This is a genomic window from Saccharicrinis aurantiacus (assembly GCF_001660705.2).
Lineage (GTDB): Bacteria > Bacteroidota > Bacteroidia > Bacteroidales > Marinilabiliaceae > Saccharicrinis > Saccharicrinis aurantiacus.
The window spans coordinates 95,610-120,798 of sequence record NZ_LYBV02000033.1; the positions used below are offsets into that span (position 1 = coordinate 95,610).

A 25,189-nucleotide genomic window follows, 5' to 3' on the forward strand; every position below is an offset into this window, starting at 1 on the left:
TAATTGAAAAACAGATACTACAAAGGTGTATTGATAAGAGTTGGTATAAAAGAAAAAAGCGGAAAGGTTAAAAACCAATCCGCTTACTTTATTATATCTTAAATACCTAAATTATCCACATTTAGATGAACCACAATCATGACAGATCAAACAACCTTCTTGATAAGTTAAGTTTTCTGATTTACAGTTTTCGCAAGTTCCTTTTTTAGCTTTTGTTCCGTCTGGAATATATTTTTTAAGTGCACGTTCAACACCATTCTTCCATGTATTAATAGACTCACTATCTAATTGTAATCCCGAAACCAAATCAATTGCATCGGCAATAGCCATTCCGTGACGCAATACGCCTGAAATTAATTTTGCGTAGTTCCAATACTCCTTATCAAACTTATAACTTAAGCCTTCGATGGTTGTTTTATAACCGCGCTTATTCTCGAATTGGAAATCATAACGTGAGGTACCATCTTCGTCTCTATTTTTGATAATCATACCACTTTGAACAGACTTTGGTAATAAAATACCATCCTCATCATCGGCAAGACCTGTAAATATCTCGTAAGGTCTACCATCTATTAAACCTACAAAAGCAATCCACTTTTCTTTATTATTCTGGAAACGTACCACATCAGCATCCAACTCTACAGGACGTTTCTTTGTAGTTAACACCTTCTCTTCTTTCTCTTCCTCCTTTTTAGTATCAGCTACTAAAACTCCGGCACGAGAACCATCACGATAAACAGTAACCCCCTTACATCCGCTTTTCCAAGCCTCAACATAAAGATTACCAACCAACTCTTCAGTAGCATCAGCAGGTAAGTTAATGGTTACACTAATTGAGTGATCAACCCACTTCTGTACACCTCCTTGCATGCGTACTTTATTCAACCAATCTACATCGTTAGAAGTAGCCTTATAATATGGAGATTCAGCTATCAGAACATCTAACTCTTCTTGCGTGTAATTTTTAGTTGTTGAATACCCTTTTGCTTCCATCCAGGTAACAAACTTATGATGGAATACAACATATTCTTCCCAACTATCGCCAACCTCATCAATAAAGTCAACTCTTACTTCAGCATCATTAGGATTTACCTTACGACGACGCTTGTAAACTGGCATAAACACCGGCTCAATACCTGAAGAGGTTTGTGTCATTAAACTAGTAGTTCCCGTAGGAGCAATAGTTAATAAGGCAATATTTCTACGGCCATAAGTTTTCATATCTTTTGCCAACTGAGGATCAGCCTCGAACAAACGATTGATGAAAGGATTTTCTGCTTCTTTTTTAGCATCAAAAATAGGGAATGCACCACGCTCTTTAGCCATACTCACAGATGAGCGATATGCAGCTAGAGCTAATTCTTTATGTACTTGAATAGAAAAATCAACAGCATCATCACTACCATAGCGTAATCCTAAAGCAGCTAACATATCACCTTCTGCAGTGATACCAACTCCTGTACGACGTCCTTCTTCCGCTTTAGTACGAATGTTAATCCATAGATTCTTTTCAACAGCCTTTACCTCTTCAGACTCAGGATCTTCGTCTATTTTTGCAATAATAGCATCAATCTTTTCTAATTCAAGATCGATAATATCATCCATGATACGTTGGGCATAACCCACATGTTTTTTGAATTTCTCAAAGTCGAATTTAGCCTTATCTGTAAATGGGTCGTTAACATACGAATATAAGTTAACCGCAATTAATCGACAGCTATCGTAAGGACACAATGGAATTTCACCACAAGGATTAGTTGATACTGTTCCGTAACCTAAATCAGCATAAGAATCTGGTACCGACTCACGTATAATAGTATCCCAAAATAAGATACCTGGTTCAGCTGATTTCCATGCATTATGAACAATTTTATTCCACAATGAGTTGGCATCAACCTCTTTTGTATATTTTGGATTTTTAGAATCTATTGGATATTGTTGACCATAAGGCGTACCATCAACAACAGATTGCATAAATCCATCATCTATTTTTACAGATACATTGGCTCCTGTTATTTTACCCTGCTCTAACTTGGCATCAATAAATGACTCAGAGTCAGGATGCTTAACTGATACACTTAACATTAATGCACCTCTACGACCGTCTTGTGCAACCTCACGAGTAGAGTTTGAGTAACGCTCCATAAAAGGCACAATACCTGTTGAAGTTAAGGCAGAGTTCTTAACAGGAGAACCTTTAGGACGAATATGTGACAAATCATGCCCTACTCCACCTCTACGTTTCATTAACTGAACCTGCTCTTGGTCAATTTTCATAATACCTCCGTAAGAGTCAGATTTTCCATCATTACCAATTACAAAACAGTTAGATAGCGATCCAATTTGAAATTGATTTCCAATCCCTGCCATTGGTCCACCTTGAGGAACTATGTATTTAAATCGATCAAACAATTCAAACAACTCATCTTCCGACATTGGATTAGCATACTTCTTTTCGACTCTAGCAATTTCAGAAGCTAAACGACGGTGCATCATATTAGGATCTAATTCATAGATATTACCATCTGAATCTTTCAGTGCGTATTTGTTAACCCAAACACGTGCTGCTAGCTCGTCACCTTCAAAATATTTTAATGCTGCTTCGAATGCATCATCATTTGTGTAGAGAGATGTTTTTTCATCGTTTTTTTTGCCGATTTGTGAAACTGCCATAGTATCGAAATTTATTAAGTATCTTATTTTGTTGTGATTATAAAAATTGGCTGTTGCTATTTTGTATGTTGTAAATGTAATGAAGGGAACTATTTTTGGCAAGGATAACTTTTAAACACAACACAAAGTTGTCCAAAAACACAATCTTAAATCCTACTATACAACCCTTTATGTTTTTTAAAAAACTATAAAGTTGTCCGAAAAGTATTTTTTATCAACAGTTATCAACAAATAACTTCCAACTATTGGAATATATAAATAGAGAGTGTATGGTGATTTTTTTATAAATAAGACCCAAAAATGGTTAATTTCCTATAACAAGATTTTGCCTTCCAAAATATGGAAAAGTAATAAACACATCTCAATAATTATCTATAAAAAAGAAGATTTACGACTAACGGTCTACTCTAAAAGTTTTGATAGAATTGCCTGAGTTGCACCACGCATTTTAGTAACGTAATCTTTTGAGGCATCTTGAGCACTGTTTAAAACAACGCTATCATTTAGAAGGGTATTTACATTCTTATCAAACTCTGATTGGTTGTTAATACAGAAAGCTCCTTTTAATTCAATCAGATCACACGCCTCTTGATACTTTTTATATTTTGGCCCAAACAAAACTGGTAACCCAAAGGTACTTGCTTCAATTGTATTATGAATACCACTGCCAAAACCTCCTCCAATATATGCGATGGTTCCGTATTGATACATTGAGGAAAGCATACCCATTGTATCCACAATCAAAACCTGAATCTCTGACAAGTCAACTCCCTCTGCCTTGGTATAGCGTATACTTGGAACATTCAGCTGCGACTCAATTTGAGCAATATGATCTTCATGGATTTCGTGAGGAGCTAAGAGTAGCTTTACATTTGGATTTTTATGAATATAGTTTATTAATAACTTTTCGCCTGCAGGCCATGAACTACCACCTATGATCACCTTGCAATCACTTGTAAACTCTTTTACCAATTGGTAGGACTTTGCATTCTTAGATATTTCGTATACACGATCAAAACGCGTATCACCTGCAACTTCAACATTACCTATATTAATAGACTGTAATAAATTCTCTGATTGTTGGTCTTGCACGTAAAGCTTTGTGAAAAAAGTCAGCATATTTCTATTAAAACCTCCATACCACTTAAAGAAGATATGTTCCGGGCGAAATATTGAAGATACAGAGTATATCTCAATATTAAGATTTGATAGTATTTTTAGATAGTGATACCAAAACTCATATTTAACAAAGACTACTTTTCGAGGATTAATGGCTGAAATAAAACGCTTAACCAACATGGGCTTATCTGCAGGCAAATAAAAAACATAATCAGCATACTCGTAGTCTTTCTGTACATCATAACCCGAGGGCGAAAAAAAGGTAAGTACTATTTTCTGGGATGCATCCTTCTGTCTAATTGCCTCCATAATAGGCCTTCCTTGCTCAAATTCTCCTAATGATGCACAATGAATCCAAATGGTTTTTTCTTTAAGACTGAGGCTATCTATTGCCTTCATAGTCTCTTTTCTACCATGATGAAGCTTGTTAGCCTTATCTTTAAATGGTGCCAAAACACGCAATACAAAACCGAAAAACTGAATTCCTAAATTATAGATGAGCAACATATCTTATTAAACTAGATTATAATTTTCGCAAAGGTAAATATTTGAGCATAAAAAAAGCCCTGCTAATGCAGAGCTTTATAATATGACAGTAATAAAATTACTTAGTTACAGCTTCAACACCTGGAAGAACTTTTCCTTCTAAGTACTCCAAAGAAGCACCACCACCTGTTGAAATATGGCTCATTTTGTCAGCTAATCCACTTTGGTTAACAGCAGCAACAGAATCACCACCACCAATAATAGAAGTTGCAGCAGAAGCAGCAACAGCTTCACAAACACCAAATGTTCCTTTTGAGAAGTTAGGCATTTCAAAACATCCCATTGGGCCATTCCAAACAATAGTTTTAGCACCTGCGATTTCTGCAGAATATGCTTTTACTGTATCAGGACCAACATCAAGTGCCATTCTTCCTTCTGGAATTTCAACACCTACAACTTGAATATCTGCATCATCAGCAAATTTGTCAGCAGCTAGGTTATCAGTAGGTAACATAAAGTTAACTCCTTTAGCATTAGCATCAACTAAAATTTGTTTTGCAGTATCAATTAAATCATCCTCAACTAAAGAACCACCAATTCCGTGACCTTGAGCTTTTAAGAATGTATAAGCCATACCACCACCAATAAGGATAGTATCTACTTTTTCAATTAATGATTTTAACACCTCTAATTTACCAGAAACTTTAGCACCACCAACGATAGCAACAAAAGGACGCTCTGGATTAGAAACAGTATCACCTAAGAACTTGATTTCTTTATCTAATAGGTAACCTGCCATTTTTTCGTCGAAATACTTAGCGATAATAGTAGTAGAAGCATGAGCACGGTGAGCAGTACCGAAAGCATCGTTTACATATACATCAGCTAATTCTGAAAGTTGCTTAGAGAATTCCTCTTCACCTTTAGTCTCAGCATTGTGGAAACGTAAGTTTTCTAATAACATTACTTCCCCCATTTTAAGATCATCAGCCATAGCCTTAACCTCAGTACCAACACAGTCAGGAGCCATTTTTACATCAACACCTAATTTAGCAGATAAATGCGCTACCACGTGCTTTAATGAGAATTTTTCTTGTACTTCTCCCTTTGGACGACCAAGGTGAGACATTAAGATTACAGCACCACCGTCAGCTAATACTTTTTTGATAGTTGGAAGAGCTGCTAAAATACGAGTATCATCAGTAATCTCGAATTTATCGTTTAACGGCACGTTAAAATCCACACGGATAATCGCCTTTTTTCCTGAGAAATTATAAGTTTCAATTGCAGGCATGTTAATAAAATTATATGGTTATTATAAAATAAAATTCAATTCAGTATGGTGCTATACCTTAACTCATAAACACCATTTATCACTTGTTGCGCAAATATAACCAAACTAAGTTTAAAAATGATATAAATTAGCTTTTAGAAAGCACTAACAAAAGTTAATTAACCCTTCTTAAATTGATCAATTAACACTTTTAAAGTTTCATCCTTAATTTTTGATCCGTATACAACAAACCAGTCGTTTAACAAATTTGATCGGTTATAATCAAATCGCAATTCCGATTTCCAATTAATAAAACGAGCACCTGCAGCTTCAGCTACTGCCTGACCTGCGGCCGTATCCCATTCCATAGTAGGCCCAAGACGCGGATATATATCTGCAACACCTTCTGCTACTTTACATATTTTTAATGAGCTTCCTACTGATAAGAAATCAATTGACCCATATTCATTTTTTAATAGATCAACAAACTCTTCAGTTTCTTTTGAAAGATGACTTACGCTTGCCATAACTTGTAGGCTAACATTATTGGCACGAGATGGAAGTTTAACCTTCTCCTGATTTCGAAAACTCGAACAATTTTCATTTTCCCAGTTACCTGATAGAATTACTTTAAAGGCCCCTTCTTCTAATGACCCATAATATAATTCACCCTTAGCCGGCACAAACACAACTCCTGATACAGGATAATTATCCTCAACCAAAGCAATATTTACGGTAAACTCACCCGTTTTTTTTATGAATTCTTTTGTGCCATCAATAGGGTCGACAACCCATAATTTATTCCAATCTTTTCTCGATTCATAAGAATCATGCTTACCCTCTTCGCTTAATATTGGAATTTGAGTTGAAGTTAAAGCCTCAACAATAATATTATGAGCAGCTTTATCAGCAAGGGTTAGAGGTGAATTATCGCCTTTAATCTCAACACCAAAATCACCACTTCTATAAATTTCCATTATTGCTTTGCCAGCATTAACGGTAGCCTCAATGGCCTTATTTAATAAATCACTCATATTCTTATATTATTATTTTCATCTTACTTTTAGAGTTCCATCTAAAAGGCTCCTTACCAACACCTGATATAGCAAGAAGGCCCGACGAATTACCTTCTGATATTGTGCCAAAATTATTACTATTAAAAAAGTCCAATATCGATTCTGAAGAAATTAAATCAGCATAGGCATCATAATCTTCCGCATTTAACTCAGAAAAACTGGTCAATCGCGGTAAAACTTTAATCAACTCATTTAGTTCAGAAATGTTATTAAGGTCGCATTTTACTGAGATATTACCCCTTTTCACAAATTGTCTTAATCTCAATAATTGCTCCTCTTTATCTTGCAAAAAGAAAGAGGAGGATACCGATGAAATTAGCTTAGGAACTATTAAACCATTTACGTGCTCCATAAAGGGTTCTTCAGAAAATTGAACACGCTCACGAACCTCAATAATTCTTCCAGAGCTATCAAAGGTGATAACCGGAAATTTACCAATACTATTGTCTGGTCTAAGGTAATAATGAGATGCTATTTTCCTCATTCAATAGAAGTGAATCAACAGGTGGAATAAATTCTAATTCAATTTGCTTAACACGAGCTTTAATTAACTCTGTTGTATCATGATTCAAAAGGTATCCTGATAATTTCACTATTGTATCATTACCATCCTTACCTACAAATAACTCTGCTTTTGTATTGTTATAGGTAGATGGCAGATGATATTGTAATGTATCAAAACTACTATCCTTATACATGGCAATTAATTCTAACTTAACACTATCGGCTAAGTTCCCTTTTAGGAACTGATAAAAGGCACTTAATCGATAAGAATCAGCTTCAATAGTATCAACATCAAATTCAAAAGGAATTCTTCGATCAATAGTATCCTTATCATTAATACTAAATTTCTTATCTAGTTTCCAGATATTTCTTCGCTCTTTCTCTTTGCGAATAGACTCTTCTTTGGCTTTTTGATCCTTAACTATCTGTTGCCATTCAGCCTCTTTATGCCCTAATTTTGAAAGAACACTTTCATAAACTTCTTGATAAATCTGAGGATGTGATAAATACCATGAAGTTATGGTATCAAATAATTCTTCTGTAAGATTATGCTTCTCTAATACACCTTGGTAATAAGCCGAAGCCTTAGAATCAATATCTTTATTATTCAACCGTAGCTGACTTATAGTCGCTTCTGATAAATGAACATCAGCAAGTATTTCGGCAAACTCTTCTTCATCGGGGAATCCATTAGGAAGTCTATCTTGAATACAAGAGACCAAGCAAGTAGATATTACCAATAGAGTTATTAAATATTTCATATGCATAGAAGACAAAGTATAATGCTATTAATGCCCATCAGCCCTCACCATTGTACGAATGGTTTTTAGAAAGATTACGAAGTCTAATTTAAGAGACCAATTATCAATATAATCCAAATCCATTTTCATCCACTCCTCAAAAGAAATATTATTACGACCCGAAACTTGCCACGTACAAGTTATACCAGGTTTCATAGATAACCTACGCAGTTGCCAACGTTCGTATTCTTTTACCTCCTGAGGTACTGGTGGACGTGGACCTACAATAGACATGTCACCTAATAAAACATTGAAAAATTGAGGTAACTCATCTAAACTTGTTTTTCGAAGAAACTTACCAATACTCGTAATCCTTGGATCATTTTTCATCTTAAAAACAGGACCGTCCATTTCATTATCCTCCATAAGCTTTTTCTTAAGCTCCTCGGCATTGGTTACCATTGTTCTAAACTTATAAGCATAAAATTTACGACCTCGTAAACCAACCCTTTTTTGCTTAAAAAACACAGGCCCTTTAGAAGTAAACATTATCAACAAAGAAATAATTACAAATACAGGAGAGGCCAAAATTATAATGGTAAATGAAGTCATAAAATCAGCCACAGCCTTAATTCGCATTGCCAAATAATCCATTGGAGTATTTGCAATTGTTAATAAAGGCATTGTGCTATAATGATGTACATGAGCTTTGCTTTTCAATCTATTAAAAAGGGGAGAGTACATTCTAAATGTTACACCAACTTCTGAACATGAGAAAATTAATCTTTCAATGGCTTCCACATTCATGCCATCTTCAATCAAAATTAACTCATCTATGGTTTTTTGCTCTAGAATCTGATCGATATCACTATCCATAGACAACCAAGTAAATTGATTGCCATATTTTTCCTTTAATTTTTCATCTCCTATAATAGCCGTAATCTTGTAACCCCATTCTTTATATTTTATCACTTGATCAATGAAAGAGCTAGCTGAATGATCTCCCATAATAATTATAGATCGTGAGTTGCGTCCATGTAAACGTGCCCTTTTAAAGAATGAATATAACAAAACTTTAAAACTGAACATTAACAGCAAGTTTACTGCAGCAAAATAAATTAAAGGATCAATCCCCACATAGTATAAATCAAAGCCAAGAACAGCTAAACCAAGAATTCCAACTCCAATGCCGACAAGACTTACACAATTAAAAAAAATAGCAGAGTAAGGTCGGGATCTATGTATCTGTGCTAATCTAAAATACTTACCTAATGTAAACCAAACAAATGCTATAATGAGATGCAGAATAACAGAATCCTTATATCTAAGAAAGGAAAAATGACCAAAATATAAGAATAAGGATAGGTTAAAAGATACCCATCCGATTAATACTTCTATGATTGCTAGAAAATTATTTACTACTGATTCTTTTTGTCTCAGCATCTATTTAAGTTTATGGTATTATTGATCAAATTTTAACGGCTTACAAAGATATAAAATTAACCGATGATACAATTTTCGTTTAAGAAAATATCAAAAACACTTAATTAAAGGGCTTATACTTTAAACCTAAAGACCAACCAAAACTATTATATAATTGTCCACCGTCATAAGCTATAGAACTAGAAAACTGAAGCTTATCCAACTTTTTTGGCATATAATTTAATTCCAAGAAAGAATATACTTGTGTTTTACCGCCTTTGTAGTAGTAATTCTCAACTTCCTCCCAACTTTCTCTTGTAACATACTCCTCACTATAAGAGCCAAAATTATTTGTAATTGTTGTTTTAAAAAGATAGTCAAGGGCAGGTATTATGCTTCCTTGTAGTCCAAGATGAACTGCACGAACTCTAGTATTCATAAACCTAACTGCATCCCGTTGCTCATAATCGGGAGCATATGCAGTTACCATTTCACTAGTATGATATAATGGATTACCTAAATTTTGCCCATGATATGTCCAACCATTATAATAACTTCCATTATTATTATAATCATCACGTCCCCCAAATTTGTATCCGTAATTGGTTTCATTTCTTATATGTTCCCATACAGCATCCTTTTGCCAACCTGTTGAGGTTTGATCAAAAACCTCATGCATAAAACGATCATAATCATCATTAATATCATCATCCCAAATTATATGACCTTTCCCATGGCCATTGTATGCAACTGGATAATATGGATCTGGCGTACCAGGCCCTGACTGATGATCAGTCCTCATAAACTCTATACTAAATTTATTAAGCCACTTAATATCTTTAACATCTGCTATAAGGCCAATTTTAAAATCTTTATTATTGAATCGCCAAAAATTCATTCCTGAACCATCAGCAAAAGGTTTTTGAATATATGCTTGAACACTGTGTTTACCAATATCTGTGTAAATTCCGAAATCCCAAAAGCCTTCATGAGCCCCAGCTGCATTCGTAGCCTCACCTCCACCAAGGGTTTCAGATCCTGAAGCAAAGAAAGTCGCCCAATAATCTACTGGGATCTTAGTACCATCAGGTCGTGTCCCTCCGTGTATGGCACTGTGAACTATTCCTACATATGGTTGAACTTTTCCTTTACCAAAACGACCATAAGCCCATTTCTCATGAAGAAGTACGTTGTTTGCACTATTATTTTTTTCTTTTTTTGTTCTATCATCATTCAATACGCCTTCAGAAATACCCCCTCTAATAGCAAACCAATCATTAGTAAATCCTAATGGTAGATATTCATATATACCTACAGTAATCCTCGGAACAGGTCTTGCATTGCTATTATAAAGAAAACTACCTACAGTAATTCGATCATCATATGCAACAGGAGAGTAGGCTTCTTTACCTAGAGAGAAATTTAGAAAATTAAATGCTTTCCCACTAATAAATATTTCTTGAAGAAAACTATCATCAATATTATCTTTCCCGACCACAGAAATACCGGTTTTTAAACTAATATTTCTATTATTAAGAATTTGATAAGACAAGCCAGCTTGCAAAAAGAAGTTAGATTCATCTAGAGGCGAAACTATACCCCAATTATTAGAATGCTGGTAATGCGGCACTATTTGATCGTTAGAAGATACTAATCCAAATGTATTAACATTAACATTTAGCTTGTCTTGAGAATTGATATTACTCACAAAAATTAAAACATATAACGCACTTAATATTCTTTTTAGTGGCATGGAAATAGTTCTTATATTTTAAATAAAAAGAGAGCTTAATAAGCTCTCAAAATAATATTCGCAAAGGTATGGAATAATTACACTAAATTTTGGATAAATACCAATCAATTGTTTTAACAATGCCTGATTCAAAATTCTCATTTGCTTTCCAGCCTAATTCATCTTCAATCTTAGTTGCATCAATAGCATATCGCCTATCATGCCCAGCTCTATCTTCCACAAATATTATTAATTCACTGTAATTTTGCCCATCAGAGCGCGGCTGAAGTATATCTAATTGAGAACAAATATAGCTCACTACAAAAAGATTATCTCTTTCATTTCTACCTCCTATATTATAAGTCTCTCCCGACCTACCTTTATGGTAGACTAAATCAACACCTATACAATGATCTAGAACATATAACCAATCACGTACATTTTTACCATCACCATATATAGGAATACTTTCCAAAGCCAGTGCTTTTCTGATTATCGTAGGAATTAATTTCTCATCATGTTGCTTTGGTCCGTAATTATTACTACAATTACTTGTAGTAACATTCATACCATAGGTATGGAAGTAGGAACGAACTAGTAAATCAGAACTAGCTTTAGATGAAGAGTAAGGGCTGTTAGGAGCGTATGGTGTATCTTCTTTAAACAATCCAGTTTTACCTAGAGTTCCATAAACCTCATCAGTAGAAATATGGTGAAAACGGCATTCTTCAAATCCTGACTTATATTGAAAAGGTTTATCCATCCAATATTTACGGGCTACATCTAATAATGTAAAAGTTCCATTTACATTAGTTTTTATAAAAACTTCAGGTCCTGAAATGGAATTATCCACATGACTCTCTGCTGCAAAATGAATTACCCCTTGTATATTATACTCTTCAAAAAGATATTCAATTAACTCTCTATTACAAATATCTCCTTTTACAAATTTATATCTATCTCCCTTAATAAGCTCCGAAAGATTTTTTAAGTCGCCAGCATAGGTTAACTTATCAATATTGATAATTCTATAGTCTGTATACTTCGCAAAGAAGTAAGGAACAAAATTAGCACCAATAAATCCTGCACCACCTGTAATTAAAATACTTTTTTTCATTTTCTATGTTTTAAAATGGGCTATTTAACTGGGCTAATGATTGAAGTTGACTATCCTTCACTGATAGAAGAACAGCCTCCTCATCTATTTGCCAATCAATATTTAAATCAACATCGTTATAAGCAATTCCACTATCTGATTGTGCAGAATACCAATTATCCACTTTATAACTAAAAATGGCAGTTTCACTCAACACAACAAAACCATGAGCAAAACCTCGTGGTACAAATAACTGCTTCTTATTTTCTGCTGATAATTCTACTGTAATATGCTTACCATATGTATTTGAATCTTTTCGTAAATCAACTACTACATCCAAAACTTTACCTTCTACACATCTTACCAGTTTAGCTTGATTAAATGGTGGCTTTTGAAAGTGAAGCCCTCTTAACACGCCATATGAAGAACGCGATTCATTATCTTGAACAAAAGATATTTTCCCTATATTGTCTTCAAACAACTGTTGATTAAATGACTCAAAAAAGTAACCTCTAGGATCTCCAAATATATTTGGAGTAATAATATAACAACCTTTGAGTTTGGTTTCCTTAAATTCCATGTTTTTTTTACTATCTAGTTGCTAGAGACAACAAATATTGCCCATATTGATTTTTACTCAATTTTTGTCCTAAAGCCAAGAGTTCGTCTTTGCTAATCCAACCTTGAGTAAAGGCTATTTCCTCAGGGCATGCAACTTTTAAGCCAATTCTTTTTTGTAATGTCTCGATAAAATGACTCGCTTCAAGCAAAGATTCATGAGTACCTGTATCTAACCAAGCAAAACCACGCCCCATTAAATCAACCTTTAAGCGCTCTTGTGAGAGATATTCCTGATTGACTGTTGTAATCTCTAATTCTCCACGTGGGCTAGGTTTGATCTCTTTTGCCACTTTAATCACATCATTCGGATAGAAATACAAACCTACTACAGCATAGTTGGATTTAGGATCATCGGGTTTTTCCTCAATACTGGTCACACTTCCATTTTCATCAAAAGTACATACTCCATATCTCTCTGGATCATTTACCCAATATCCAAATACAGCCGCTTTCTTTTCTTCTTTGACAGTTTCAACAGCACTTGACAATAAATCAGTAAAGCCATGACCGTAAAAAATATTATCCCCAAGTACTAAACAAACATCATCATTTCCTATGAAGTCTTCACCCAAAATAAAAGCTTGTGCTAATCCATCAGGAGAGGGCTGTATAACATATGATAATTTAACACCTAATTGAGCCCCATCTCCAAGCAATCTCTTAAATGCAGCTTGATCTTCAGGGGTAGTTATTATTAAAACCTCTCTAATACCTGCTAACATTAAAACTGATAAAGGGTAATAAATCATTGGCTTATCATAGATAGGTAGCAATTGTTTTGAGGTTGCTAATGTGATAGGGTGTAAGCGAGTACCTGAGCCTCCTGCTAGTATAATTCCTTTCATGACCTACTTTTTTAAAAATTTTAAAAACAAATCTTCATACTGATCTATTATTGATTCCCAATTATATAATTCTTTAATTTTTTTATAATTTTCTTTTCGATACAATTCTCTACTTTCATTCTTTGTATCGAGCAAATCACCTACTTCAACGGAAGTACTAAAATACAATGCGTCGTCTCCTAGAATCGTTTGATTAAATTCGTTAGTGTTTGCGACAATTAGAGCACCTGAACCCATGGCTTCAAGAAGGCTAGGATTTGTGCCTCCAACTGTATGCCCATGAAAATAATAGTTTGCAAAGTATCGCAAGTTGTTAAGAATATTTATATCATATATTCCTCCAACAAAACGAATATTAGTGTACTTTTTAAACTTTTTTCTCATTTTAATACCGAACTGAGCATTTACTTTACCTACAACAAGAAACGGCCTCTTCGAATTTGATTTAACCACACCATCTAAAATAACCTCAATACTATTCTCTGGCTCCAAACGAGCAATCAACATATCATAATTGTAAGGTGATACATCATATTTACTCAATATGGATTGATTAGTACTTTCACATAAATCTGATCCATATGCGATGTAAGTTGATTCCTTATTGTATTTATTTCTTAAATAGTTCTGAATTCCAATTGAATCTGCAATTAACTTATCACTGAAAACCACACCAAGACGTTCTGCTAAGAGTAAGAATTTTTTAACAGCATATGAATATTTAGATCTTTTCCATTCTAAACCATCCATATTGGTAATAATAAGAGGCTTGTTAGGCAAAAAAGCCCCCCATATACTATTACTTGTATAACCCAACTGCAATATTATATCAAAATTCCTTTTACGAGAATCAAGTATACAGTTTAAGTCATAAATAAACTGGCCAGCTGTTCCTATTATTTCTTCTGGATCCTTACAATGTATAACATTAACTCCCTTATAGCTTGAGTCTTGATAAGGGTGTAGTTGTGAATTATACACAGTAACATTATGTCCTTTCTTAACTAAACCAACAGACAAATATTCTGCAAACTGTTCAAATCCACCATAATAATTAGGTATTCCCCTTGTTCCTATAATTCCTATATTCACTATAATTCGCTTTGTATTGCCTTAATAAAATTTGATTTATATTTCTCAGCAGTAAAACTTTTTAAAAATAAACTCCTAGCATTATACCCCATTCTAATACGCTTATCAGCATTCATCTTAATAAGCTGTTCAATCTTATCAGACAAATCTTTAACATCTCTAGGTTCAAAATATATGCCATCTATTTCATCTTCAAAAATCTCACCCAGACCACCGTGTTTAGCTGCCAATACAACTTTACTGCAACTGGCAGCTTCAATTCCAACTAAACCGAAAGGTTCTGGCATCTTTGAAGGCACAACCACAACATCTGCGTTATTATATTCAATCTGAGGATCCTTTATAAAATCCACAAATTTAACAATTCTATCAAGATCATTATCATTAATTATCTGAATTAATCTCTGTTTAAAATAATATTGATTCTCAAATACACTTCCAACAATTCTTAATTTTATTTTATCTCGATAAACATCTGGTAAGTTAGCTATTGCTGTTAATAATAGATCTTGGCCTTTCCAGCCATTGATCCTCCCAATCATTAATAGGTTTATGGTATCATTATTATTAGAGTTCTGTTTACAATCTAACCCATCTATTCCATTATAAACTAGAGTACCATGCTTTAATAAACGGAAACAATCTTTAACAGCATTAGATATAAATATTGGTTTTGCTTTTGAGAACCTAACAATAGCCTGAAATATTCTTTTAGTAATACCAGAAGGCAATTCATGTATATGTATGAATTTACTTGAGACATTTGCGAATCTGGATGCTACCAAATAATCTATTACCACTATTGAATTGATGTACACAAGATCAAACCCACTAAGTTTTTTAATCTTTTTGGGGATATTAATTAACTCTTTTAATAAACCACCTAATCTAAGTGATTTAATATCTGACTTTCTTAATACACCTAAAGGTTCTAATACTATTTTATCAGCTAGTCCTTTTTGAATAATTAATTCCGACAATAATCCTTTCTGTGGCAGATGTACGGTTATACTTGACTTTGGCCATCTATTTTTAAATGCTTCTAAAGATCTAACAAACATGCGATCTGAACCATACAATTCATACCCCTGGTGAACGCAATATATATTCATATTTTAGAATTAATTGAAGTATAAGTATTATTACTTGTATAAATCATACCATAAAAAAAAGAAAGTAGCACCAAAAGGGACATTCCATTAAAAATTATATGACCAGCCAAAACCGAATGTGCAAATAAGAAGCACCACCCTAAAACAAAAACCTTTCTTGCGTTATTTCTTATTCCAATATAAAGCACATAACTAAAAAAGTAGATATATATGAATACACCAATTAACCCATAAAAAAAGAATACATCAAATAAATCTGTTTCAATAGTATCAAAAACTTGAGGGCAGGGAAGTGGTCGAAATGATAAAAAACTGCCTCCTCCAACAAAAAATTTATAAACATTTATGCCACTTATATCCCAATCTCTAAATGCTTCACTTACAAAAAGGAACCTACTACTGGCTATAAAGTCAAAAAATGAATTGTTATTATATCGAAATATAATAACTTCAAACATCGTACTAAATAACAATACAATTTCGTTATAGAAGACAACAATTAAACATACTACTAATAACAACACAAGGATAGAATATATCTTTGATTTTTTTGATAGAAAAAACAAACCGGATACCAATGTCAATAAAATAACCGTTTTAGATCCTATTAGTAATGCACTAATCAAAGTAATAGCTATTATTACATTCTTAAATTTAATATTATAATAATGCACATAATCAATAATATATAATGCACCTACCCCCATACAAATACCTAAACCGTTGTTTGAGGGAAAAAAACCTTTTGTTCCAAAAGTCCCATCTTCGTATGTACTTAAACCAACACCCAAAATCTTAGGTAGAATAATTAAGATTGCATGAATAATTACAGATAAAAAAAACAATTTCAAAATGAGGTTCTTATCGATATCGGTATTCTTATTTATAACCTTTACTATCTTTATTAGTAAAAAAACATACACAATCTTAAAATCATATATTATTCCAATAAAAAGACCTTTAGTATAATGATGAAATAATGAATTAAAAAGCTCAAGAGAAAGAAAAAAGAATATAAGGTAAACTATTCTTGGACTTAGTTCTTTTTTATAAACCAAAATTGCAAGAGCAAATCCAATCATCAATAATCTATACAATTGGGAGGGACTTCCCGGTGACCCTTCAGCAATATACTTAAACTTTATAAGAAAGCCCGTTAGGCTATCTACAAAAGGTGATGCTAAATACAGAATGAAGAACATCAAAACAAAAACATTGATTTCTCGTATAACTGGCAAACCGATCCTCATGAAAAAAATTGTATTTTACTTTTTTATGATGTTATTTTTTTATAAATAGTTGCGTGTACTAACAACGGTTTTTTATTCTTTTAGCCGGAACTCCTCCATAAATGCCATTGCTCAAATACAGCCCTTGGGTAAGTAAGGCACCTGCGGCAATAACACATCCATCTTCAACAACCACTCCATCAAGGATAGTTACTTTAGCACCCACCCAACAGTTATTACCAATTTTTATACCAATTCGATTAATCCCTTGTTTACGTATACTTATGCTAGAATTATTAAAATTATGGTTTTCGGAATGTATGGATACAAAATTTCCCATTATAACATCATTACCAATACTTACTCCTCCTGCACAACCAAGAAACGAGTGACTTCCGATAGACGTTCGGTCTCCAACACTTAATCCTAAACCAATATCTTGTAAAGAGCCCGTACATTCAATACAAGTATATTTACCAACTGAGCATTTATCTCCAAATACGATACCTTCCTTTGACAAGGCATCAATATAGCATCCTCTATTAATCACCAAGGCATTTCTATAATTAATTAATGAACGAGCTTTTAATACAGCAGACTTTTTTATAAACACTTTTCCCTTTCGCAATGGGAAGTATAGTAGGCCTCTAGCAAATGCTATTGAAAATTCAACTATCAATGCGGCATAATAGCTTAAGGGTATATTTTTATCTAAACTAAATTTTTCGCCCTTAATTTTGCGAACTAAATATTGTAATAAACTATATAGCATTATTGAACATAGTATTAGATTTGTATTTTATTGAAACTTTTACCGATACAACAAATACATAAATTTTAATTAATAAAGCAGAAAATAAGCCTTTTCGTTTAGCAACTTCTGCCATTGAATATTTCCAGTCATTATGCCTCATCACCTTTTTCTCTACAGGTTCTTCTTCAAAAGCTGACATACTATGTTTAAGTTGATACTTCAGAACGTATAATGAATTGTATTTATTTGCATAATCAAGAAAGAAACAGGTATCAATACCATATAAATTCAAATTCTCCTCAAAGGATACATTATTTAAAACATCTGCGTCAATTATTAAACCACTACTAATACCAATTATTTTATTGGAAGAAATAAGACCAAGCCTTTTATTTCTCAAATATCTACCTCTAAATACTCCCATTAAACCTGGGCTTACTAATAAGTCTCCTTGATAAACTTGTGGCAAATAAACCCCTACTTTATTGTTATTTAAAAGTGAGTTGAATTCGTTATAATAATTTTCTGATATTTCAGAGTCTTGATCCCATATATTTATAAACTGAAATCTACCTTTATACTTATTTATAATACTATTGTATACCTTTGCTAAAGATAAGTTTTCTCCAATACATTGATATTCTGAACTTGTAAAGCTTTTATCTAAATATTCTAGCTCTGTATCACTTTGCCTTTGTTGTGAATTATCCCAAACAACTATATGGTAATCTTTTGGTAAAATTCGATTGCAGGAAGATAATGATTTTATAGTTTCTGATTTTGTAATATCACACCTATATAATACTACCAAAATTAATAAACTAATTTGTTTAGATTCAACCATCATAAAATATTGCTAGGTATTACTTTAGTCCTCTTCTAATAAAAAAAATAAACTGATTTCTATTCTCACGATACTTTCTTTGTAGTTTTTGAATAAAATTTTCTTTGTGCAATGAAAATTTTAAAAAATCACAATTTCGCGAATTAAACCCTTCATAAAATAATGGCTTAATAGGAATGTTATATTTCCAAGCTACAAATTCTAGCGACAATTGATCTCTTTTTACAAACTTGGTGAAGATCAACATCCAATACTCATTCATTTCTATCAATCTTAAATCATTGTGTCTTCTGAAAATAATGTTATTCTCATGCAATCCGTTCTTATCAGGATATTGCTCACCTTTTAAGTATTTATGCCAATTACTTAAATTTTTGTATGACTCTTTTGACAATTTATAACAAGCCTCTATTTCCTGATAAATACAAGTACGTTGGGTATGCTTTGCTATTGCTATAGTGGTGTTTGATTGAATTAGTTTATCAATTTGATCAAAAAACAGTTCATTTACGATACTCAAATTAGCATCAATATAAACACTGTATTCAAAATCCGATAAAACCCGATGTGGTAACAGTTTAGCATATCGCGATAAAATCACATTATCGTCATACTCACTAGGTATGGGTAAGATTGTCCAGATGCTTTCTGGGCTAGCAACATAATCATTCGAAAAACAGATATAATCCCACCCATCTCTAATATGGGGTTCTTCTAGGATATCATATGCCCCAACCAAACAAGTATAAACAACTTTTTTATTCATTTATTATTTTTGAATAACACACAGAATATGACACTCAATAATAATTGATTACATATTTCATTAAAAAAATAATCTCCGTTTATATATTATAAATGGAGATTATTTTGCAAAGAAACTAATTAAAAATGTAATTCGCTACTTTCAACTAGTTTCAATAGATACTTTTGAAGTTTTAGTTTCCCGAGATTTAATAATCGCATTAGTATCAATGATTAGCTTATTTATATCATCAATTAAATTTCGAAGGTTAGGATCTATAATTTTTCTGTTTAAATAGGGTAAATAACCAACAATATCGGTACAACTCATTATCAACTCTTTTTTTAACTCTGTTTGCGAAATTCCCTGACTGGCTTTGCCTTCGTTCAACTTAAGCGTATAATCTTCGTATATCTTTTGATTTGCATCTAAGGCTTCAACCCAAGTGTCGGCATAAATCATTTGAAGTTCTTCTTTAGTAAAATTGTTAGCTATATCTGCTAACAAATTACGGGTTCCGGCAGATTGCTTAGCATAAGCCATTTGATTTAAGTTCCAACCATGCTTACGAATTATGGCTTCCAAGCTCTCAGCAATAGCTACTTGTGCTTCATTGGCTGAGTACTTAAAGGTGCTAACCATACCGCGCAGGCCTATAAATGCACTATCACGTTCGTTATCAAGCTCTTTTTTGCCCACACCGGTGTAACATACATTTACTGATAAAGCAGCAGCTTCAAAGGCATCTATTTTTTTACAAAGGGGACAAAAATAAATTGAATATCATCATTGGCTTCAACAGAAAGCTAGGCATTGGTAAAAATGGTTTTTACTTTTGTGGCGTAAGTTTGTAACTCTTTGTTTATAATTCGGGCATAATTTAAAGTTTCCATATTTTATCTTTAAAGGTTTAATTCTTTTAAAGATAATAATTATGCTCATTATCACAACTTTATTTAAAGTTGTATATGTACAATAATCTTTTTTAGATTAATCGGAAATACCTAGCAATTGTAGTAATCTAAATTAGATTGCTAGGTTAATCTATAGCTCCTTTCAAATATATTTTAGATTTTTGACGTACTTGTTTATCGCTTAATAAGCAATTTTAGATTATGCACAATGCATATAAAATACAAAGAATCTATTTTGGATATTGAAAAAAAATAACTTTTGCTGAAAATATGATTTAGAGCTGGCTTCATATTTTAAAATAGAGTAATTACATCAGCCTAATATCAACAAGATAAATAGGCTTTTATAAAAAAATCGTGTCTACCATATTTTTAAGCATTAGTTCTTGTTCTTTTCTTAATGTGTTGACACGATAATTTCCTTCTTTTATAAGCATAGCTCTACATTCCCTATCATTTACAATTTGAAGTATCCGATTAGATATTTCACTTATTGAAAATGGATTAAAATATAGTGCCGCTTGCTTACATACTTCAGGAACACTAGATATAGCAGATGCCAATACCGGTACCTCATATTTCATAGCTTGCAAGGGTGGGTAACCAAAACCTTCATTTAAGGTAGGGTAGATAAATGCAAATGCATTCTGAAAATATATTTCCAATTCTTTTTTTGATACGTACGGTAAAAAAGTAAACATATCTTTATGTACAACATCTTTACTGAAGTCGATATCGTTGCATCCTAATACTATTGTTTTAATTTGTGAAACTTGTCTATTCTCATATAAGGCATCAATTGCCTTTATAGCTCGATAGTTATTTTTTATCCACCTATTGCCACTAACCAATAAAAAGTATTTACCCTCGTTGTTATTTTCATATTTATACTTTGTAAGATCTAAAGGAGAATTGCATACTGTTATTTCATCAGGTTTTACATCGGGAAAAAAATTACATATTGAATATAAAGAGTGTTTCGAAACGGTTATAATATGTTTATTTTTTATAGATAAAAGCTTAGATAATGAATTATGTGACTGTTGTACATTTTTATTATAACCCAACAGGTGTTTGAGCAATAACATTACTTTGGATACAGGATTATTTACATATGGTATTAATTCTTTTAATGAGTGCATTTCTAATTCACGCAAACCATGTATGGTCATATAAAACTTTACATTCTTAAAATAAAAGTCCTCATATCGATATGGCATTCCGGAATAAAATCGATGATAATCAGCTCCCTCAATAAAATGTTTTAATTCCTGATTATTTACAAAGTAATTTACGGTAATATCATGTTTTTCAAGAGCCTCTTCTATTTCAGGGTGTACTCCAAAATTTGAATTTAAACATACATCAAACTTGAGTCTGCGCTTAATGGCTTCAAAAAAAATATATTTTGAATACTCACTACCTCCGTGAAAACTTGCTTCTGGTGTGGGTTGCGTGGCTGATAAATCATATAAAAGATTAAGCATAATAACTCTTAAATATTTAGGTAATCAAAAACTTTGTCCTTAAACAGAATATTTTGCATGCGACACTCTTCTAACACTCCGCTATAGTCATGTCTTACTCTAGACTTATACACTTCATTGGTATCCTTAATAAATATTGGTTTATACTTAAACCCAAACATTTTTGATGAATTAGGAATTACAAATACTTGTTTGTTCAAAAGCATTGCCCAATACATTGCATGATAACTATTTGTAATAACCTTTTCAACAGATGCAATAAAATTAACAATTTCACTAAACGATGAATTATTTCGAAGTACGCGCATATCTTTATTTATGTTACTAATATTAATATGCTCATGAATTACAACGCCAAATTCAGATGTGACATTAGTTTCAACTGATTTAAAGGATTCATGCATGCAACTAACACAAGGTACCCAACTCGTATTTGCGATTTCGAAATCTCTAACACCTATAAGTTTATAAGGTAATACTTGCTTAAAATATAGCGATGTTGGGCTTAGAATTGGGGAGTTATGTCCAATACCCCAAGGCACAACCTTTTTACCCTTCTTTAATAGTTCATTAATAAATCCTATGGTTTCTTTAAAAGAAGCTCTATCTAATAGCCCACCTCCTCCAAGTATAATATCATTGTACATTATACTTTTATACCAACTCAGAGCTTTTGTAGGATTTTGTATCGACGAACCTAATATATCAACAATCTTGAACTGACTCAATTCTTCAAAGTATAAGTAGGGGGCACAAACCAAATCCCCAACATTTTCTGTATCACAACGATGCAAATTAATAACACCCTTGGATTTAACGAGGTCCAATCTTGCAGCAACATTTCGTATTAACTGATCACTTTTTACAACTATTTTACTCATATCTTAATTCTAGATATCAATGAATGAATATAAGATTTCTCGCGAACGTCCATACCTATAAAATAAACCAATATTATTAATGATATAGATGATATTACAGAAACCAATAGAACCCTAATAAAACCAGTTAGATGAATAACTCCATTAATGTAAATATTTATAGAAGACCCAATTAAAACTATAAAAATTATCGGTAGTAGTACTTTATAAAGATAGTCTACTAAGGATAAGCCTGAAAACTTATTAAGATAAAGAATCCTCAAGCAACATGCTAAGAACTCTATTAAAATAGCGACATATAACACAGATTGCGGGGATCCCCCAGATTTCAGAACCAAATAGCCAAAGATTGGAGTCGTCAATATTACACCTCCGATTATTGACTGATATAACTTTATATTACCGATTGATTGCTGGGCTGTTTGCAATCCAACAGTTAAAGTATTTACAAGTGATAATAACAATGTTAACTTACAAAAAATAACCACGCTCTTGGATAGCGTTCCTAGCCATAATGTCAAAATTGTTTCCATTTCTAACACTATAGGAAGTATTATGAAGAATAACAACAAAAAACTATACTTACATGCCTTTAATGATAAATCAAGCATCCTAACACGATTTCCCTCCCCTTCTGAACTAATAATCTGAGGACGTAAAGCTTTAAGCATGTTCTCAGAAAATCCTTTTACTTGCCCATTAATTTGATTTGAAATACCAAATGAAGCGTTTATTACAGTTCCGTAAAATAGATTCAAGATTATCGCCAATCCATGTTGCCTAAAAATTCCACAAGCTGCGCCAAAGGTATTCCATCCGGCAAATGATAACATTTCTATTACAAGAGATCTACTGACGTCATATTTTTTAAACTTATATTCTGGATACTTATAATAACAAAAAAAAACCTTAATCAAGCGTGAGATAATAATTGTAAGAAGCAATAACCCTGAATAAATCTCTAAAGAATAATCAGTAATCCATAAAAGAGAAATAGCAACGCCTAATTTTAATAATGCCTCTAAAATTCCAACTATAGCGTCAACGTGGATATCTTCATGAGCAATTATTGCAGCATCAAATGTAATTGCATTAACAATAAAGAAGGCACTAAAAACCGTAGTTTGATATACAATTTTTGCAGACCCTATTCGATCAACCTCAATATTTAAAAACCCATCAAACAAAAATATGAAAGCAACCTGCATTATTACTAACATAATAATACTAATCAGAAAATTTATTACCAAACTTGATTGAAAAACAGATGACAATTTATTTAATTCCTTTTTTCCTATATAGTATGATAAATATCTTTGAGTAGATACTATCATAGCTCCATTTAGAAATGTAAACATTGCTATAACACCACCAATCAAATTAAATATACCATAATCCTCTTCTCCTAAAGCGTTTAGCACTAATCGTACAGAATACAATCCAACAAACATGGAAATTATCATCCGAACATACAGATAAGCAGTATTTTTCACGGCCCTTTCACTAACTCCCATTCTTAATAAATATGTAATTACTAATACCCTTTCTTAAACCAACTAATAAACTCCTTTACACCAACTTCAAGTGATGTTTTAGGTTGATAACCCACTAAATTCTTCAGCTCAGTAGTATCTGCATATGTTCTTTTAACATCTCCATCCTGCATAGGATACATTACTTTATTAGCTTTAGTTCCAATAGCAAACTCCATGATGTTGATAAAATCCAACAATTTAATAGGTTTTGAGTTGCCTATATTTAAGATTCTATATAACGTATCAGATGCCACGGTATTATGCTTTACAACGCGAACTATTCCCTCTACTATATCTTCTATATATGTAAAGTCACGTTCCATATTACCATTATTAAAAACTTTAATAGGCTCACCTTTGGTAATGGCATTTGCAAATAACATTGGTGCCATATCAGGCCTACCATAAGGACCATAAACAGTAAAGAACCTTAAGCCCGTAGTTGGCAAGTTATATAAATGGCTATAAGTATGCGCCATTAGCTCATTACTCTTCTTTGTGGCTGCGTACAAACTCACCGGATTATCAACCTGATCACTCTCTGAGAATGGTATTTTAGCATTCTGTCCATATACAGAAGAGCTTGATGCATATATTAAATGTTTCACCTTGTAACTTCTACAACACTCTAGTATATTTAAAAAACCAACTACATTACTCTGAACATAGGCATCAGGGTTCTCAATTGAATATCTAACACCCGCTTGAGCCGCAAGGTTAACAACATGTGTAAAACCTTCTTCCTTAAACAAATCAACTAAAGATTCTTTATCGCATAAGTCGATTTTAGAAAATCGATAATTTGAATGTTTTATACTCTTTACTAAAGATTTACCTATAATTTTATCCTTACAGATACCCAACTGCTTAAGTCGTGCATATTTCAAATTAACATCGTAATAATCATTAATGTTATCGATCCCAACTATACTACAACCTTCATTTGAAAGGGATTGAGCAAGATGATAACCGATAAAACCTGCTGAGCCAGTGATAAGAATTTTCATAT

Annotated in this window: 22 protein-coding genes; all 22 read right to left on the reverse strand. The window is 32.7% G+C overall.

Going from position 1 to position 25,189, the window contains the following annotated elements; translation table 11 throughout:
• Positions 1-111 precede the first annotated feature (111 nt).
• The 22 genes from A8B35_RS16480 to A8B35_RS16585 all read right to left on the reverse strand — a co-directional run bounded on the left by A8B35_RS16480 (position 112) and on the right by A8B35_RS16585 (position 25,187).
• Positions 112-2,673 (reverse strand): adenosylcobalamin-dependent ribonucleoside-diphosphate reductase, encoded by a 2,562-nt coding sequence (locus A8B35_RS16480; RefSeq protein ID WP_075603523.1) that lies wholly within the window; start codon positions 2,671-2,673, stop codon positions 112-114.
• A 402-nt stretch (positions 2,674-3,075) separates the two neighbouring features.
• A complete protein-coding gene (locus tag A8B35_RS16485; RefSeq protein ID WP_075603524.1) occupies positions 3,076-4,299 on the reverse strand; it encodes a 3-deoxy-D-manno-octulosonic acid transferase in 1,224 nt (407 codons plus the stop codon).
• Between the two features lie 97 nt (positions 4,300-4,396).
• A complete protein-coding gene (locus A8B35_RS16490; protein WP_075603525.1) occupies positions 4,397-5,572 on the reverse strand; it encodes a phosphoglycerate kinase in 1,176 nt (391 codons plus the stop codon).
• Positions 5,573-5,730: 158 nt separating this feature from the next.
• Positions 5,731-6,585, reverse strand: coding sequence for a 3'(2'),5'-bisphosphate nucleotidase CysQ (gene cysQ / locus A8B35_RS16495; RefSeq protein WP_075603526.1), 855 nt, complete (start codon positions 6,583-6,585; stop codon positions 5,731-5,733).
• A gap of 4 nt (positions 6,586-6,589) precedes the next feature.
• Positions 6,590-7,111, reverse strand: a complete 522-nt coding sequence (locus tag A8B35_RS16500; protein WP_075603527.1) for a hypothetical protein — start codon at positions 7,109-7,111, stop codon at positions 6,590-6,592.
• Positions 7,080-7,892 (reverse strand): DUF4296 domain-containing protein, encoded by an 813-nt coding sequence (locus tag A8B35_RS16505; RefSeq protein ID WP_075603528.1) that lies wholly within the window; start codon positions 7,890-7,892, stop codon positions 7,080-7,082. The genes A8B35_RS16500 and A8B35_RS16505 overlap by 32 nt, the downstream gene beginning before the upstream one ends.
• Positions 7,893-7,919: 27 nt before the next feature.
• A complete protein-coding gene (locus tag A8B35_RS16510; protein WP_075603529.1) occupies positions 7,920-9,314 on the reverse strand; it encodes a sugar transferase in 1,395 nt (464 codons plus the stop codon).
• Between the two features lie 100 nt (positions 9,315-9,414).
• Positions 9,415-11,046: a capsule assembly Wzi family protein gene (locus tag A8B35_RS16515; protein WP_075603530.1), complete on the reverse strand. Its 1,632-nt coding sequence runs from the start codon at positions 11,044-11,046 to the stop codon at positions 9,415-9,417.
• 82 nt (positions 11,047-11,128) lie between these two features.
• Positions 11,129-12,142 (reverse strand): dTDP-glucose 4,6-dehydratase, encoded by a 1,014-nt coding sequence (gene rfbB / locus A8B35_RS16520; RefSeq protein WP_075603531.1) that lies wholly within the window; start codon positions 12,140-12,142, stop codon positions 11,129-11,131.
• 10 nt (positions 12,143-12,152) lie between these two features.
• Complete coding sequence (gene rfbC / locus A8B35_RS16525) at positions 12,153-12,701, reverse strand: dTDP-4-dehydrorhamnose 3,5-epimerase (protein WP_075603532.1); 549 nt, start codon at positions 12,699-12,701, stop codon at positions 12,153-12,155.
• A 10-nt stretch (positions 12,702-12,711) separates the two neighbouring features.
• Complete coding sequence (rfbA, locus tag A8B35_RS16530) at positions 12,712-13,587, reverse strand: glucose-1-phosphate thymidylyltransferase RfbA (RefSeq protein WP_075603533.1); 876 nt, start codon at positions 13,585-13,587, stop codon at positions 12,712-12,714.
• A gap of 3 nt (positions 13,588-13,590) precedes the next feature.
• The gene (locus A8B35_RS16535; protein ID WP_075603534.1) at positions 13,591-14,679 is read right to left on the reverse strand and encodes a DUF1972 domain-containing protein; all 1,089 of its coding nucleotides are present in this window, start codon (positions 14,677-14,679) and stop codon (positions 13,591-13,593) included.
• Complete coding sequence (locus A8B35_RS16540) at positions 14,679-15,791, reverse strand: glycosyltransferase family 4 protein (protein ID WP_075603535.1); 1,113 nt, start codon at positions 15,789-15,791, stop codon at positions 14,679-14,681. The genes A8B35_RS16535 and A8B35_RS16540 overlap by 1 nt, the downstream gene beginning before the upstream one ends.
• A complete protein-coding gene (locus tag A8B35_RS16545) occupies positions 15,788-17,041 on the reverse strand; it encodes an O-antigen ligase family protein (RefSeq protein ID WP_075603536.1) in 1,254 nt (417 codons plus the stop codon). The genes A8B35_RS16540 and A8B35_RS16545 overlap by 4 nt, the downstream gene beginning before the upstream one ends.
• 58 nt (positions 17,042-17,099) lie before the next feature.
• A complete protein-coding gene (locus A8B35_RS16550; protein WP_075603537.1) occupies positions 17,100-17,792 on the reverse strand; it encodes an acyltransferase in 693 nt (230 codons plus the stop codon).
• On the reverse strand, positions 17,782-18,621 hold the full coding sequence (locus A8B35_RS16555) for a glycosyltransferase family protein (RefSeq protein ID WP_075603538.1): 840 nt from the start codon (positions 18,619-18,621) through the stop codon (positions 17,782-17,784). The genes A8B35_RS16550 and A8B35_RS16555 overlap by 11 nt, the downstream gene beginning before the upstream one ends.
• 16 nt (positions 18,622-18,637) lie before the next feature.
• A complete protein-coding gene (locus A8B35_RS16560) occupies positions 18,638-19,384 on the reverse strand; it encodes a glycosyltransferase domain-containing protein (protein WP_075603539.1) in 747 nt (248 codons plus the stop codon).
• 141 nt (positions 19,385-19,525) lie between these two features.
• Positions 19,526-20,062 (reverse strand): DUF6261 family protein, encoded by a 537-nt coding sequence (locus A8B35_RS16565; RefSeq protein WP_075603540.1) that lies wholly within the window; start codon positions 20,060-20,062, stop codon positions 19,526-19,528.
• Positions 20,063-20,621: 559 nt separating this feature from the next.
• Entirely contained in the window at positions 20,622-21,764 is a 1,143-nt protein-coding gene (locus A8B35_RS16570) for a glycosyltransferase (RefSeq protein WP_075603541.1), read from the reverse strand.
• An 8-nt stretch (positions 21,765-21,772) separates the two neighbouring features.
• A complete protein-coding gene (locus A8B35_RS16575) occupies positions 21,773-22,645 on the reverse strand; it encodes a polysaccharide pyruvyl transferase family protein (RefSeq protein WP_075603542.1) in 873 nt (290 codons plus the stop codon).
• Positions 22,642-24,159, reverse strand: a complete 1,518-nt coding sequence (locus A8B35_RS16580; RefSeq protein WP_075603543.1) for an MATE family efflux transporter — start codon at positions 24,157-24,159, stop codon at positions 22,642-22,644. Before A8B35_RS16580 ends, A8B35_RS16575 begins: the two co-directional genes overlap by 4 nt.
• Positions 24,160-24,179: 20 nt before the next feature.
• Positions 24,180-25,187, reverse strand: coding sequence for an NAD-dependent epimerase (locus A8B35_RS16585; RefSeq protein ID WP_075603544.1), 1,008 nt, complete (start codon positions 25,185-25,187; stop codon positions 24,180-24,182).
• Between the last annotated feature and the right edge of the window lie 2 nt (positions 25,188-25,189).